Raw genomic sequence first — 14915 nt, 5'->3', positions numbered from 1 at the left:
CGAATGTGCGCTGCTGCTTTGTATCGTATTGCAGCGCGGGGTTCCCCGCAGCTGCAGCGGGGCAGCTTGCCGGCGAGGGGGAGGGGAGTGAAACGCGCGACAGGGGCCGGGCGGCCCCCGTCGTTCAGTGCTCGGGAACGGTGATGAAGCCCATCTTCTGGATGCCGGCGGCGCGCGCCGCCGACATGATCTCGGCGAGCTTCTGGTAGCGCGTCTCGCGGTCGGCGCGCAGATGCAGCTCGGGCTGCACCGCTTGGGCCGCAGCCGCGGCGAGCCGCGTGCCCAGTTCCTCGTCGCCGATCTTCTGGTCGTTCCAGTACAGCGCGCCGGCCGCGTCGAGCGCCAGCGTCACGGTGTCGGGCTTCTCGTTGCTGGCCTGGCTCGCCGCGGTCGGCAGGTCGATCTTGACCGAGTGCGTGAGCAGCGGTGCCGTGATCATGAACACGATCAGCAGCACCAGCATCACATCGATGAGGGGGACCATGTTGATCTCGCTCATCGGCGCCGAGCCGCCCTGCTCGTTGAAGCTGCCGAAGGCCATCACGCCGCTCCCGCGAGCTTGGCCGCCGCAGCCGGTGCGACCGCGCGCGGCGCCTGTTCGGCGGGGGCGCTCGCAAGGCGCGTCCCGGTCGTGAACCAGGCCAGCAGATCGTGCGCGAAGGCGTCGAGTTCGGAGAGCTCGAGCCGGTTCGCCCGCGTGAAGGTGTTGTACGCGAGCACGGCGGGAATCGCGACGAACAGGCCGAAGGCCGTCATGATCAGCGCCTCGCCCACTGGGCCGGCGACCTTGTCGAGCGTCGCGACGCCCGAGGTGCTGATGCCGATCAGGGCGTGGTAGATGCCCCACACGGTCCCGAACAGACCGACGAAGGGCGCGGTCGAGCCGATGGAGGCGAGCACCGTGAGTCCCGATTCGAGTTGCGCCGTCGACAGGGCGATCGACTTGCGCAGCGCGCGCGTGACGAATTCGTCGGCGTCGAGCTTGCCGCCCAGCGTATCCGCCGCGGTATGGCGGCGCAGGTGCTCGGCGGCCGCCGCGCCCTGGCGCGCAAGCGCCTCGAAGGGCGAGTCCGGCGCCACCTGCGACACGCGGCGCAGACCCTCGTCGAGGCTGGCCGCGCTCCAGAAGCCCTCGACTGCGCTGTCGAAGCGGCGGGCGCGCAGCTGGCGCGTCGTGCGCACGGCGATCAGATACCAGCTCGCGACCGACATCACCACGAGGGTGAAGGCGACGAGTTTGATGACGATATCCGACTGGGCCCAAAGGTGGGACAGCCCGAAAGTGTCGGTGAGCATGTTCAGTTTCCTTCGAGTTTGAATACGATGGGGACGATCACCGCCGCGGCGACGGGCTGTCCGCCCTGTTTCGCCGGCACGAAGCGCCAGCGCTGCACCGCCTCGCGCGCAGCAGTGTCGAGACGTGCGAAGCCGGAACTCTCCGCCAGATCGACCTGCGCGGGCAAGCCCTCCGCGGTGACCTGCACGCGCAGCATCACCTTGCCCTCCTCGCGCATGCGGCGCGACAGCGGCGGGTAGGCGGGCGCGGGGTTGTTCAGGTAGGCCGCGTCGAAACGGGCGGCGACAACCGCGGGCGGCGCCTCGGGGGCAGGGCGCGCCGGCGGTGCGGGCGGGGCCGGAGGGGCTGGCGCGACGGTCTCGCGTACGGGTTCCGGCGTCGCCTGCGGCGGGGGCGTTTCGGCGCGGATCGCAGTCGGCGCTTCGGTCACCTTCGGTGCGGGTTTCGGTGCGCGTGTCTGCGGGCGCGGGGCCGGCTTCGGCGGCGGTTCGACGACGGGCGTGGGAGGAGTCGGAGCAACGGTCGGTCGCGGAACCGGCATTTCGATCAGCGACACGGAAATTGGCGTTTCGGCCACGGCGGCAGGTTGCCGGGCGAGCTGTGCCAGGCCGGCGAGGCCCGCGGCGTGGGCGAACACCACCAGCGCGAGGAGCAGCGGTTGCCCGTGGTGGCCTCTGCGTGCGGCGTGCGCCGTGACCGCCTCCTGCTGCGCTGCCGGTTCGCGCGGCGGCGCAAAATTGAGCGACCGACGCCCCGAGGGGTTCAGCGGCGGCGCGCAGGAAGCCGAAGGCAGGGCGTGGGACTGGGCCATGTGTCGCTGGACTTGTCGCAGCGTTCAGCGGATCAGCTGGTCGATGAGCAGCGCCGCGAACGCCACGTACAGCACGAGGCGGTGCACGGCAAAGGCGGGGCCGTGCCGCAGCGCGGGATCCTTGAGTTCACCCACGGTTCGGGTATGCATGCTTGCCAGTTCTCCGTTCGATCATTGACGCTGGCTCGTTCTGCGGGAGAACTGGCTTGCGGTGTTCGTGGGCGCCGGCACGGTGATGCCGGCGCGAATGACGGACGCGCGTCAGCTCGCGTCGCCCATCTGCGACTGCAGGTAGTTCTGCAGCCCGACCTTGTCGATCAGTTCGAGTTGCGTTTCCAGGTAGTCGATGTGCTCCTCGGTGTCCTCGAGGATCTCCTCGAAGACCTCCCGCGACACATAGTCCTTACAGGATTCGCAGTACGCGATCGCCTCGATCAGCTCCGTGCGCCCGCCCTGTTCGAGCTTGAGGTCGCCCTGCAGGCATTCGGGAACGTTCTCGCCGATCATCAGCTTGTTGAGGTTCTGCAGGTTGGGCAGTCCCTCGAGGAACAGCACGCGTTCGATCAGCTTGTCGGCGTGCTTCATCTCCTCGATCGACTCTTCGTACTCGTGATGGCCGAGTTTTCCGAGGCCCCAGTTCTTGTACATGCGCGCATGCAGGAAGTACTGGTTGATTGCGGTGAGTTCGATGGTCAGCTGCTTGTTGAGGTATTGAATGACTTTCTTGTCGCCTTTCATACGGCCTCCACGGCAAGGGAATACGAGGGCGCGAAGCCGGCCATCACCGGATTCGCGGTCGCCGTCTGCTCCGCCATCGCAGTGCGCAGGCAGTCGCGTGCGCACGTCGCGCAGCGGCCGCATTCGCCTGCGACGCCCAGCCGGGTCCGCAGCTCGCGCAAGGTCGAGACGCCTTCGCTGACTGCCTCGCCGATGTGGCGTTCGGTTACTGCGTTGCAGATGCAGACATACATAGTCTAGCCTCGTTGTTCCGTTTGTCGTGGTGGTGGAAGCCGATTACTTCGTCAGGATAAGTTTCCCGGCACGCGTGGCGCGTAGCACGTAGTGGGTGCCGTCATGGTCGATCGTCACGCAGGTCTGGCCGAGCAGCAGCCGCTCGCTGGGAATCACGGCACTGGCCGGACGGCCGGCATCGCGGGCGTGCGGTGCGGCTTCCGCGGAGCGGGGAAGGGTGCAATGCGGATTGGCCTGTGCCTGCATGATGTGAGCGGTAAGGCAAATGGTAACGATTCGCATTACAACATCGAGCGCTTGCCCGGTCAACTCCCCCTGTGTTCTGATCGCCACCCGTCATGCGCCGCCATGCATGGCCTTCCGCGTTCCGTTCCGGGGGCGGAAGTCCCCCGCGGATTCCGGAGAAACGAGAGATGTCCGAAGCCTATGTGATCGAACCCGCCCCGCGTCCCGCCGTGCCCGTCGCGGGAGGCGGATTGTTCCCCGTGCGCCGCATCTACTGCATCGCGCGCAACTACGCGGCACACGCACGCGAAATGGGCGGGGACCCGAGCCGCGAGGCGCCCTTCTTCTTCACCAAGCCGGCCGATACCGTGCTGCCCGTGACCGCGGGTCGTTGCGGCGAGTTTCCCTATCCGCCGGCCAGCAGCGACGTGCACCACGAGATCGAACTCGTCGTCGCACTGGGGGCCGGCGGCAGCAATCTCACGCCCGAAGCGGCGCGCGCCTGCATCTGGGGTTATGCCGTGGGGCTGGACATGACGCGCCGCGACCTGCAGGCCGAAGCGAAGGCCCACGGCCGGCCGTGGGACAGCGGCAAGGCCTTCGACTGCGCGGCGCCGATCTCGCAGATCGTCCCGGCCGCGGGGCGAGTCCTCGAGGCGGGCGAGATCCGCCTCGACATCAACGGCGAGATGCGCCAGCGCGGCGACCTCTCCGACATGATCTGGACGATCCCCGAGATCATCGCCTTCTTCTCCCGCTACTACCGCCTGGAGGCGGGCGACCTGATCTTCACGGGTACGCCGGAGGGCGTCGGGCCGGTCGTCGTCGGTGATCGCCTGCGCGGTGTCGTCGCCGGTGTGGGGGAACTGGCGCTTCAAGTCGTCGCGCCACGCTGAGCCCCGAGGCCCCGAGTCGGGGCCGGGCGCCTCAATGCAGAGGGGTCAGGGTAGGCGCAACAGCACCTTCACGCGCCCGTCCGCGTCCGCGGCGGGCATGTAGCCGATGAGGTTGGGCTGCGACGCCAGCCACAGCCGCAGCTGGGCCACGCTCTCCGCCTGCTGGGGCGGTAGCGCGCGCCCGGTGAACACCATGCGTGACCAATGGGCACGGATCTGGTTGGCGTTCTTGCGCGTCAGCTGCTGGTAGAACTGATCGCGGATCTGTCCCGGGGGCAGGTCCGCCAGCGTCAGGCCGCTGCCGTCGGGCAGCGTGTGCGCGCGGCCGAGGTAGAACTGCTCGGCCTGCTCGAGCGTGAGTTCGGGCAGCGGGCTGCGGGCGCCCGCGACGATGACGATCTGGGCGAGCGCGGAGGGCGCAGCCAGCAGCGAAAATACGAGGAAACAGGCGCGAACCAAGCGAATCACCGGCGCCCCCTCAGAAACTCAGGTCAAGCGACAGGCTGAACGTGTTCAGCGTACGCCCGCCTATGCGAGTCGTCTGCGCGTCGCCCCGCGGAGCATATGAGCCCCAGGCGTCATCGTCCGGCTTGGCCTGCGTGACTTCAGCCTTCACCGCGGCATAGGCGGCGAACTCCCAGCGGGCACCCAGGGTGACGCTGCGCTGGGCGTTGTTGCGCGACACCCGGAACAGGTCCCACGCGGCTGCAAGCCGCCCGGGGGGCAGCCTGGCTTCGGCAAACTGTTCATCCAGCGTCTGGCGCGCCACCACGACGTACGGCATCACCGGCCCGAAGCGCCTGCCCAGGCTCAGGTACCAGCCGTTAGCGCTCGCGGCGTAGCGGTTGGTCTTGCGCCGCGCGAACTCGCCAATGAGCTGCCAGCTGCCGTCGTCCCACTGCACGCCGACGGAATCGAAGCGCGTGCGACCGTGCGTGCCCGACAGGTCGGAGATCACCCCGCCCTGGCCGGTCAGCTGCAGGATGTTCGAAACCGCGAGGAACAGGGTGTCGCCGCGCTCCAGCGTGAAGGTGCCTTCGCCGTGACCCAGGTGCAGCGAGAAATCTCCGCGGCTCAGCCCGAGGTTCACGCCGAGGGCCTCCTTCAGGCGGGCCTTGCCCTGAGGAAATGGAATGCGACCGCCTCCATAGTACGGATGGATCTCGATGTCGAAAGCGCCGAGCCGCGTGTTGTAGATGAAGTCCACGCCGTCGAGGTCGTTGAACGGATTGAGTCCGTAGACTTCCACGGGGGGGCGCACCCACGGATTCGCGTAATTCACGTAGAGCGAATCCGACAGCATGAAGAAGGGCACGCGAACGCGGCCGAGGCGCATCGACAGGCCCGGGGCGAGCGTCTGCCGGAAGAAGGCGAGCGTCAGCTGCGGATCCTGGCTCGCGTCGCCGTCCTCGCGCACCAGCCCTTGCAGCGTGATGTCGTTGTAGGGCGTGAGACGCAGGCTGCCCTGGACGCCGACGAGACTGTCCGGGCTGAAATCCGGATCCTTTGTTCCGGGAAAATTGACGCCATAGCGCGTAAACCACACGTCCTTGTCGTCCGTGGTCACTGCGCCCAGCGTGCCAAAGCCGGAAAGTTCGAAGCGCGGCGGAGATGCCGGTGCGTCCGTTTCCGCATGTGCCGGCGCCACGGCGAATGCGAGGAGGATCGTCGCGGCGCGGCGGCGGAGCAGCCTCATCAAGCTCATGCACTGGCCTCCTGGGCCAACTGTTGGCCGAACAGCAAGTGTTCGACCGCGTCGTCATCGAGCGGACGTGCGAACAGATAACCCTGACCGTAGTCGCAGCCCATCCCGAGCAGCAGTTCCGCCTGCCGTGTAGTTTCGATGCATTCCGCGACCACGCGCATTCCGAGGTCGTGGGCGAGTTCTATGCTGCGTGCGACGATCGTGCGCAGGCGCTCGTCGTTCTCGAGCGAGCGCACGAAGGACCCGTCGAGCTTCACGAGGTCGCAAGGGATCGTGTGCAGGTAGCTCAGTGCCGAATAGCCTGTACCGAAGTCGTCGATCAGTACCGACATCCCCGCCGTGCGTAGCTTCTGCAGGATCTCGGCTGCGGGCCCTTCCGGTTGGGCGAGCACGCTCTCGGTGACCTCGAAGCGCAGCATCTCCCGCGGCAGGCCGTGGCGGTCCACCTCGGCGATGATCTCGCCGGCGAGATCCGGGCGCGCGAACTGCGTCGCCGACAGGTTGACGCTGACCTTGGGAACGGCGGCATCGTTGCATGCGCGTTCGCGCCACTGCGCGATGCGCTCGCAGGCGCGCGTCAGCACCCGCATGTCGAGTTCATGGATGAGGCCCAGCGTCTCGGCCAGCGGCACGAACAGATTCGGCGGCAGCATGCCGCGGGCGGGGTGGCGCCAGCGCACAAGTGCCTCGAAGCTAGTAATCGAGCCGCTGGCGAGCGCGACGATGGGCTGGAAATGCACGCTGAGTTCGTTGCGCGTCAGCGCGTCGCGCAGGTCGCCCTCGAGCTGCAGGCTTTCCAGCGCCTGCGCGTGCATGGAGGCATGGAAGATCGCGACCGAGTCCCCGCCGCGCTGGCGGGTGCGCTGCAACGCGTTGTCCGCATCGCGCAGCATCGTGTCGCCGTTCTCGCTGTCCTGGTAGTCACTGCTCAACGCCATGCCGATGCGGAACTTCGGATACAGTATCTGGCCCGCAACACTGGTCGGCTTGGATAGGCGCTCGCGCAGCGCTTCGGCGAGACGCAGCGCCTCGGCGGGGTTCTCGATGCGGTTGAGCAGCAGCGCGAACTGGTCGCCGCCGACCCGTGCCGCGATATCGCCGTAGCGCAGCGTTTCCTGGAGCGTGCGCGCGACCTGGCGGAGCAGCGCATCGCCGGCCTCGTGGCCGAAACTGTCATTCACGAGCCGGAAGCGTTGCAGGTTGATCGCCAGCACCGCGAAGTCCTGCCCGCCCGCGCGGCGCTGCTGCCCAAGGGCGCTTCGCACGTGTTCGAGGAACAGGGCGCGGTTCGGCAGTCCGGTCAGGCCGTCGTGCAGCGCGTCGTACTGCAGGCGGACCTGTGCCAGCTTGTGGTCGTGTACGTCGCTGATCGATCCGGCCATGCGCACGGCGAGGTCGTCGCCGCCGCGCACTGCGACCCCCCGCGTCATGACCCAGCGGTAGCTGCCGTCCTGCTGGCGCGCCCGGTATTCGCACTTGAACTGGGTACTGAAACCCTTCAGGTGCTCGATCATCTTCGCCCGGTAGCCCGGCGCATCGTCGGGGTGGATGCCGGTCAGGACTTCGTCGGGGCTGTAGTAGAGGCGTCCGGCCGTCAGGCCCGCGATCTCGCAGTAGCGCGGCGAGCAGTAGACCTGTCCCTCGGGGATGTTCCAGTCCCACAGGCCGTCGTGCGCGCCCTGGATCGCCAGTTCGTAGCGCTGTTCGCTGGTCTTCAGGCGTTCGGCCGAGTCCTGCAGTTCGCCGATGCGGTCCTGCAGGTTCGCCGCCATCACGTTGAAACGCCGTGCCAGCCGGGCCAGTTCGTCGTGGCCGTTCTCGGGCAGGCGATGGTCCAGTTTGCCTGCCGCGATCGCCTCGCTGCCCGCGAGCAAGCGGCTCAGGTTGCGTGTCAGCAGGTAGCCGATGCCCGACAACAGGCCGAAGGTCAGCAGGATTTCCGCCAGCGCGATCGCCGCGCCCTGTTCCGTGATCGCCTTGCGCGCCGCCGCCAGCACCGACACGGACACGCCGAACTGCAGGAACCCGACCTCGTTGCGTTCGAGCAGCAGCGGCCGGCGCACATGCACGACCCCGCCGCCGGCTCCGCCCCGGGCGTTGGTGTGGTCGACCTCCGGCAAGGACTGCGTGTCCGGCAAACCGGCGTTGACCAGCACGCGCCGGTCCGGCGCGACGATACGCACGTAGATGAGGCCTTCGTCGGCCTCGCTCAACAGTTCGCCGAGCACATCCTGCAGGGCGTCGAACTCGCCCATGTCGCCGTACGCGACCGCCATCGCATGCAGCATCGTGGCGTTCTGGTTGACGAGCGTGTTGAGGCTCGCGTTGGTCGCCTGGTTCATCAGGCGGACGCTGTTCGCGAGCAGCAGCGTCAAGAGCACGACCTGCACCACGGTGCTGGCGAGCAGCAGCCGCATGCGGATCGAGCTGAGACGGAGCGAGAGTTTCACGATCGGAGCCGTTCCCTGTGCTTATCGTCGTGCGAGGCGCCTGACGCCCGCCGCGGCGTCGATACGGCCCGTGTCCACGAAGGCCTCGACGTTGTCGACGATGCGGTCCGGGTCGTACAGGTAATTGACCATGACGCCCCACGACTGGCCGAGCCCCTTCGCCGAGGTGTCGGCGAGCCAGTTGAGCCGCTCGACGCGCGCGCCGTTGCCGAGATGGAAGCGGGCGACGGCATCGAGCGGCAGCTTGTCGCGCTTGGCTTCGAGGAGATAGGCGGCGGTCGCCTTGAGCAGCGGATCGCGCAGCGCGCGGGCGACGGCCGGATTGCCCGCCCACTCCGGGTCGCCCGCAAGCACTTGGGCGAGGAGGGGGGATTCCGGCCCTTCTATGCCGGCGGCGGCAAGGCGTTTCCAGTCCTCTTCGCCGAACGTGGCCACGATCTCCTTGGCATTCCTGGCCGCCCATTTCACCAGACCCGGGATCGGCGACAGCGTTGCAAAGGTCTTCAGGCGGGGGAAGTCGCGCTGCAGGTCATCGACGACGCGCTTGAGCAGGAAGTTGCCGAAGGAAACCCCGCGCAATCCGTCCTGCGTGGCGCTGATCGAATAGAAGATCGCCGTGTCGGCACGCTCCGCGTCCGCCGCCGGTGCGTTCTCGTCGAGCAGCTTCTGGACGTTGTCGGCGAGGTCGTCGAGCAGCGCGATCTCGACGAAGATCAGCGGCTCCTGCGGCATGCGCGGATGGAAGAAGGCGTAGCAGCGGCGGTCCGAGCCGAGCCGGTTCTTGAGGTCCTTCCACGAGCGGATCTCGTGCACCGCCTCGTACTGGACGATCTTCTCCAGCAGCGCCGCGGGAGAGTTCCATGTCACCCGTGCGAGCTCGAGGAAGCCGACGTCGAACCACGCCGTGAGGCGCGCCTCGAGTTCGCGGTCGAGCGACTTCAGCTCCTTGTCGTCGTCGAGAAAGCGCAGCAGGTCGGCGCGCAGGTCCACGAGGAACTTCACGCCCTGCGGAATCGCGTTGAACTGGGTCAGGATGCGGATGCGCGACGAGCGCATCGCCGCGCGCAGCTGCGCCTCGGCATCCCACTGCTTCGCCGTGCCGACGGCAGCCTGATAGGCCTCGTGCGCCTTGGCGATGCGTTTCGGCTCGGGGCCGAACTCGAGTGCGATGATGCGCAGGAAGGCATGGCGCCCGGCGTCGTCGAGCTTCAGGTAGGTGTCGGCAAGGCGTGCCGCGCGGATGCGTGTCGAGACCTCGCCCCCCCGGTTCTCCGCACATTCGTGCAGTAGACGGCGGATCCGGTCCAGCTGCTTCTCGGTCGGTTCGCCGTTGCGGCCGGTCGCGCCGGCGACGATTTCGCGGACTTTCGAAAGACTGCGCGATACCAATCCGGGTGCCATCTGCACTCTCCTTTGCATCATCCTGCCAGAAATGTACATGTCATCGTGCGAACTTTTGCACGGTGCCGGCATGCCGCTTATGTCATCTGGCTAATCTGTTGCGCCCGTCTGCGCGGGCGTCGGTTATTCTTCAGCGGGTGCCTGCACCCTTGCCGCGACTCACTGCGAGCAGCCATGCTCCGGCGACAAACATCGGCACGCACAGCCACTGCGCCGTCGACAGCCCCAGCGAGAGAATGCCGAAAATCCCCGGATCCGGGGTACGGAAGAATTCCGCGGCAAAACGCAATGTCGCGTATCCGATCAGGAACATCGCCGACACCGCCCGCGCAGGGCGTGGCGTTGCCGCATACAGCCACAGCAGCACGAACAGCAGGAGCCCCTCTCCGGCCGCCTGGTAGAGCTGCGACGGATGGCGCGGCAGACTATCTACCCACGGGTAGATCATCGCCCAGGGCAGGTCGCCGTCCACCGGCCGGCCCCACAGCTCGCCATTGATGAAGTTGCCGATGCGCCCCGCGGCGAGGCCGGTCGGCACCAGCGGCGCAATGAAATCCGTGACGTTCCAGAAACCCTTGCCCGTGCGCCTGCCATACAGCCACATCGCCGCTAGCACGCCGAGGAACCCGCCGTGGAAGCTCATCCCGCCTTTCCATACGGCGAGGATCTCGGCCGGATGCGCGAGATAGTAGGCCGGCTGGAAGAACAGCACCTCGCCCAGCCGTCCGCCGATCACGACGCCCAGCATCCCGTACATCAGCAGGTCGTCGATCTGCTGCGGCGTCCATCCCGTTTCGGGGCGGCGGCGCGCGTGGGCGCGCCCGAGCAGCATGAACAGCACGAACGCGACGAGATACATCAGGCCGTACCAACGGACCGACAGCGGTCCGATCGACAGGGCGATCGGGTCGAACTGCGGATGGATCAGCATGGTTGCGACGCGCTCCGCTTCAGTCGAACTGGGTGCGGAAGGTGTCGAATTCGCTGCGCAGCCGGTCGAGTTCCTCGCGCAGGCGGCGCACCTCGTCTTCCAGTTCGGTCGTGCGCCCGCGTGCCGCGCCGCCGGCGGGTGCGCCCGCGAGCGACTCGCCCATCGCCTCGAAGGCCGCCGTTCCGCCCAGCAGGTGCGCGTAGCGCGTCTCCTTGGTGCCGGGTGCGCGCGGCAGCGCGTCGGCCATGGGCGGGTACTTCTCCGCGAGGTGCTCCAGCACCGTCTCGACCGCCGCGATGTCGTCGAAGCGGTGCATGCGTTCGGCGCGCTGGCGGATTTCCCCGGCCGTCTGCGCGCCGCGCAGCAGCAATACCGCGAGGACGGACTGTTCGGGCGGCGGCAGCGAATGGCGCAGGCGCACGAGGTGCTCGTACTTGGCCACCCGTCCGCTTGCCTGATCGCGCCGCGACACCAGCTTGCGCGCCATCAGGCTGTCGACCGCGGCCTGGACTTCGCCGTCCGACAGGCTCATCACGGGCTCGCGCCCGGTCAGCTGGTTGCACCCGGTGACGATGCCGTTCAGGGACAAGGGATAGGCGTCCGGGGTCACGAAGGCCTTTTCGATCAGGACGCCCAGCACGCGGGTTTCTATCGGATCGAGGTCGAAGCCATCGGTGGCGGAATCGGGGGCGCTTTGCTCGGTCATGGTTATCGTTGGTGTCGGCGCAGGTTCTCGGGTGGGCAATGATAGCCGAGCGCCGTTTCCCTTCGGTTAGAATTCCAAGTCTTGATTCCGCGTGACGCACCGCCGATGCAGCGTGCGCCCGAACCCTGAGCCGAGGACTTCATGCCCCAATACCGTTCCCGTACCTCCACCGCCGGCCGCAACATGGCGGGCGCCCGCGCCTTGTGGCGCGCCACCGGCATGAAGGACGGCGACTTCGAAAAGCCGATCATCGCCGTCGTCAACAGCTTCACGCAGTTCGTTCCGGGGCATGTGCACCTGAAGGACCTCGGCCAGCTCGTCGCGCGCGAGATCGAAGCCGCGGGTGGCGTCGCCAAGGAATTCAATACCATCGCCGTCGATGACGGCATCGCGATGGGCCACGGCGGCATGCTGTATTCGCTGCCCTCGCGCGAGCTGATCGCCGACAGCGTCGAATACATGGTGAACGCGCACACCGCCGACGCCATGGTGTGCATTTCGAACTGCGACAAGATCACCCCGGGGATGCTGATGGCCGCGCTGCGCCTCAACATCCCGGCGATCTTTGTCTCGGGCGGTCCGATGGAGGCGGGCAAGGTCAAGTGGGAAGCCAAGGTGATCTCGCTCGACCTCGTCGACGCGATGGTCAAGGCCGCCGACAGTAGCTGCTCCGACGAAGAGGTCGATGCGATCGAGCGCTCCGCCTGTCCGACCTGCGGTTCGTGTTCGGGCATGTTCACGGCGAACTCGATGAACTGCCTGACCGAGGCGCTGGGTCTGTCGCTGCCGGGCAACGGCACCGTGCTCGCGACGCACGCCGACCGCGAACAGCTCTTCCGCAGGGCCGGTCGCACCATCGTCGACATGGCGCGCCGCTGGTACGAGCAGGACGACGCGTCGGTCCTGCCGCGCGCGATCGCGAGCTTCAAGGCCTTCGAAAACGCGATCAGCCTCGACGTCGCGATGGGCGGCTCCACGAACACCGTGCTGCACCTGCTCGCCGCCGCCCGCGAAGCGCAGGTGGATTTCACGATGGCCGACATCGACCGCGTCTCGCGCAAGGTGCCCTGCCTGTGCAAGGTCGCGCCCGCGGTGGCCGACGTGCATATCGAGGACGTGCATCGTGCTGGCGGCATCATGGGCATCCTCGGCGAGCTCAATCGCGCCGGTCTGCTGCACGCCGAAGTGCCGACCGTGCATAGCAAGACCCTGGGCGAAGCGATCGCGCGCTGGGACATCATGCAGGCGCACGACAATGCCGTGTTCGAGTTCTACAAGGCCGCGCCGGGTGGCGTGCCGACCCAGGTCGCGTTCTCGCAGAACCGCCGCTGGAACGAGCTCGACATGGACCGCTCCAAGGGCATCATCCGCGACCGCGCCAACGCCTTCACCCAGGACGGCGGCCTCGCCGTGCTGTACGGCAACATCGCCGAGAAGGGCTGCATCGTGAAGACGGCCGGCGTCGACGAGTCGATCTGGAAATTCACCGGCAAGGCGCGCGTGTTCGAGAGCCAGGAAGCGGCGGTCGAAGGCATCCTCGGCGACAAGGTCGGCGCGGGCGACGTCGTGATCATCCGCTACGAAGGCCCCAAGGGTGGCCCCGGCATGCAGGAGATGCTGTACCCGACGAGCTACCTGAAGTCCAAGGGACTGGGCAAGGCGTGCGCGCTGCTTACCGACGGCCGCTTCTCCGGCGGCACCTCCGGCCTGTCGATCGGCCACGCCTCGCCCGAAGCGGCGTGCGGCGGCGCGATCGCCCTGGTCGAGGAGGACGACACGATCGAGATCGACATCCCCAATCGCAGCATCCGCCTGGCGGTGAGTGACGAGGAACTCACCCGGCGCCGTGCCGCCATGGAGGCGAAGGGCAGTCTGGCGTGGAAGCCGGCCAATCGCCAGCGTGTCGTGTCGGCCGCGCTGCAGGCCTACGCGGCGCTCACGACCAGCGCCGACACCGGCGCGGTGCGCGACGTGACCCAGGTGCAGCGCTGACACGATGAACCGGCGCGCGGCGGTTGCGGCGACCCTCGACGGCGGCAGGCCCTGAGATGCTGGGCTGGTTGAAGCGTCTCTTAGGCATCGAGCCCGAGCGGCCGGCGTTCTCGCCGGCCATTCCCTTACCGCCGCGCGAGCCGGTGCCATCTGCGGTGCCGCCGCAGCCGTCGCCCGCCGCTTCGCCTGCGAGTCTGTCGCCGACCGTCGCGCCGGCTGCCGCGAGCGTCGTGCCGCCTCCGGTCGAGGACGAGCTGCGCGCAGCCGACGCGTCGCTTTCGCTGCTGTGTCGCAGCGAGGTGCTCGATCGCGACCAGAACCTGACCGGTTACGCCTTCGAACTGCGCGAGGACGTCGCCGGGCGCATCCGCGCAACGGGGCGGCGCGCGCGCGATTTCATCGACAGCCTGCTGGTCGAGCAGATCGACCGTTACGGCCATGGCGCGGCGCTGAAGGCCCGCCGGGTGTGCCTGAGGGTGTGGGAGGGCTTCCTCGCCAACCCCGCACTGGAGCGCTTGCAGGGGCTCGACGCGACCCTGCTCGTGCGCCCCGAACTGCCCACGCGTGCCGCGTCCGCCGAAACTGTGGCGAGCGCTGCGCGCCTGCGCGAGGCAGGCGTAAAGATCGTGCTCGATCACGGCGAGCCCGGGGTGTGGCTCGACAGCGTGCTGCCGCAGGCCGACGCGGCGCTGTTCCGCATGGGATTCTGCCTGCCTGAAGACCTCGGCCTGTACCTCCGCGCAGTGCGGCAGCGGCGCGCCGAGCTGCCCGTGTGGGCCTGGGAGGTGGGTACGCCGGACGAGTTCGAACTCGCGGCCAAACTTGGCTGCACGGCGTTCTCCGGCGGTTTCGTGACGCGCCGCGAGGACTGGAAGGGCAACTCGCTGTCGCCGCACGGCATGCGCCTCGCATCCCTGCTGCAGCGCCTGCGCACCGGCGTGGATACCCAGGAAATCGCCGTCATCCTCAAGCACGACCTTGCGCTCGCGTACCGGCTGCTGCGCTACGTGAACGCGGCCGCGTGGGGTCTCAATCACCACATCAGCTCGGTCGAACAGGCGATCCTCGTGCTCGGGCAGCAGCCGCTGCAGCGCTGGGTGTCGATGATGTTGCTGGGCAGTGCGCGCAGCGCGCCGGGTGCCGCGGTCGTGATGGAGGATGCCCTCGTGCGCGGCCGTCTGCTGGAGCTCCTGGGCGGTCTGCGCGGCGAACGCGATCCCGCCGCCCAGCTTTTCGTGCTGGGCCTGTTCTCGCTGCTCGATGTTGCATTGAAGGTGCCGCTCGAGGATGCGATCCGTCCGCTGAAGCTGCCCGAGCCGATGCAGGATGCCCTGTTGTATCAGCGCGGGCCGATGGCGCCGTATCTCGAACTGGTGCTCGCATTCGAGCGCGGCGATGCACAACGCGTGACGTCGTTTGCCAATGTGCTGGGCATCGATGTCGGCGAACTCAACCGGCTGCAGTTCGAGGCGCTCGACTGGGTGCATTCGGCCGAGGCCTGAGCGGACCGCCTTGACCGCCTTTCGGGG

General features: G+C 67.8%; 16 protein-coding genes. 3 read left to right on the top strand and 13 right to left on the bottom strand.

What is annotated here, in order from left to right; genetic code table 11:
• Window positions 1–124: 124 nt before the first annotated feature.
• The 7 genes from AzCIB_RS19670 to hemP all read right to left on the bottom strand — a co-directional run bounded on the left by AzCIB_RS19670 (window position 125) and on the right by hemP (window position 3362).
• On the bottom strand, window positions 125–541 hold the full coding sequence (locus AzCIB_RS19670) for an ExbD/TolR family protein (RefSeq protein ID WP_050417449.1): 417 nt from the start codon (window positions 539–541) through the stop codon (window positions 125–127).
• Entirely contained in the window at window positions 541–1296 is a 756-nt protein-coding gene (locus AzCIB_RS19665) for a MotA/TolQ/ExbB proton channel family protein (protein WP_050417448.1), read from the bottom strand. Before AzCIB_RS19665 ends, AzCIB_RS19670 begins: the two co-directional genes overlap by 1 nt.
• Before the next feature lie 2 nt (window positions 1297–1298).
• Complete coding sequence (locus AzCIB_RS19660; protein WP_083447080.1) at window positions 1299–2108, bottom strand: energy transducer TonB; 810 nt, start codon at window positions 2106–2108, stop codon at window positions 1299–1301.
• Window positions 2109–2132: 24 nt separating this feature from the next.
• Window positions 2133–2258, bottom strand: a complete 126-nt coding sequence (locus AzCIB_RS24930; RefSeq protein WP_286130874.1) for a hypothetical protein — start codon at window positions 2256–2258, stop codon at window positions 2133–2135.
• Between the two features lie 111 nt (window positions 2259–2369).
• Window positions 2370–2846: a bacterioferritin gene (gene bfr / locus AzCIB_RS19655; RefSeq protein ID WP_050417447.1), complete on the bottom strand. Its 477-nt coding sequence runs from the start codon at window positions 2844–2846 to the stop codon at window positions 2370–2372.
• Entirely contained in the window at window positions 2843–3079 is a 237-nt protein-coding gene (locus tag AzCIB_RS19650) for a (2Fe-2S)-binding protein (RefSeq protein ID WP_050417446.1), read from the bottom strand. The genes bfr and AzCIB_RS19650 overlap by 4 nt, the downstream gene beginning before the upstream one ends.
• Window positions 3080–3122: 43 nt before the next feature.
• Complete coding sequence (gene hemP / locus AzCIB_RS19645; protein ID WP_232299276.1) at window positions 3123–3362, bottom strand: hemin uptake protein HemP; 240 nt, start codon at window positions 3360–3362, stop codon at window positions 3123–3125.
• 131 nt (window positions 3363–3493) lie between these two features.
• Here hemP and AzCIB_RS19640 point away from each other — a divergent pair, with 131 nt between their 5' ends.
• Entirely contained in the window at window positions 3494–4201 is a 708-nt protein-coding gene (locus AzCIB_RS19640) for a fumarylacetoacetate hydrolase family protein (RefSeq protein WP_050417444.1), read from the top strand.
• 45 nt (window positions 4202–4246) lie between these two features.
• On the opposite strand, the gene AzCIB_RS19635 is transcribed toward AzCIB_RS19640, so the two are convergent.
• The 6 genes from AzCIB_RS19635 to AzCIB_RS19610 form a co-directional block, all read right to left on the bottom strand.
• Window positions 4247–4669, bottom strand: coding sequence for a hypothetical protein (locus AzCIB_RS19635; RefSeq protein ID WP_050417443.1), 423 nt, complete (start codon window positions 4667–4669; stop codon window positions 4247–4249).
• 10 nt (window positions 4670–4679) lie between these two features.
• Window positions 4680–5906, bottom strand: coding sequence for a porin family protein (locus AzCIB_RS19630; protein WP_050417442.1), 1227 nt, complete (start codon window positions 5904–5906; stop codon window positions 4680–4682).
• The gene (locus tag AzCIB_RS19625; RefSeq protein ID WP_083447079.1) at window positions 5903–8356 is read right to left on the bottom strand and encodes an EAL domain-containing protein; all 2454 of its coding nucleotides are present in this window, start codon (window positions 8354–8356) and stop codon (window positions 5903–5905) included. Before AzCIB_RS19625 ends, AzCIB_RS19630 begins: the two co-directional genes overlap by 4 nt.
• 21 nt (window positions 8357–8377) lie before the next feature.
• Window positions 8378–9757 (bottom strand): malonyl-CoA decarboxylase, encoded by a 1380-nt coding sequence (locus tag AzCIB_RS19620; protein WP_050417441.1) that lies wholly within the window; start codon window positions 9755–9757, stop codon window positions 8378–8380.
• 130 nt (window positions 9758–9887) lie between these two features.
• Complete coding sequence (lgt, locus tag AzCIB_RS19615) at window positions 9888–10688, bottom strand: prolipoprotein diacylglyceryl transferase (RefSeq protein ID WP_050417440.1); 801 nt, start codon at window positions 10686–10688, stop codon at window positions 9888–9890.
• A gap of 19 nt (window positions 10689–10707) precedes the next feature.
• Entirely contained in the window at window positions 10708–11394 is a 687-nt protein-coding gene (locus tag AzCIB_RS19610; RefSeq protein ID WP_050417439.1) for a YceH family protein, read from the bottom strand.
• A 141-nt stretch (window positions 11395–11535) separates the two neighbouring features.
• Here AzCIB_RS19610 and ilvD point away from each other — a divergent pair, with 141 nt between their 5' ends.
• Window positions 11536–13386 carry a dihydroxy-acid dehydratase gene (gene ilvD, locus AzCIB_RS19605; RefSeq protein ID WP_050417438.1) on the top strand — a complete coding sequence of 617 codons (1851 nt, stop codon included), beginning with the start codon at window positions 11536–11538 and terminating at the stop codon, window positions 13384–13386.
• Between the two features lie 56 nt (window positions 13387–13442).
• Window positions 13443–14888: an EAL and HDOD domain-containing protein gene (locus tag AzCIB_RS19600; protein WP_050417437.1), complete on the top strand. Its 1446-nt coding sequence runs from the start codon at window positions 13443–13445 to the stop codon at window positions 14886–14888.
• Window positions 14889–14915: the final 27 nt, after the last annotated feature.

Source organism: Azoarcus sp. CIB, assembly GCF_001190925.1.
Lineage (GTDB): Bacteria > Pseudomonadota > Gammaproteobacteria > Burkholderiales > Rhodocyclaceae > Aromatoleum.
The sequence above is the reverse complement of the archived record's forward strand: the minus strand, read 5'-3'. Positions and strand labels throughout refer to the sequence as shown.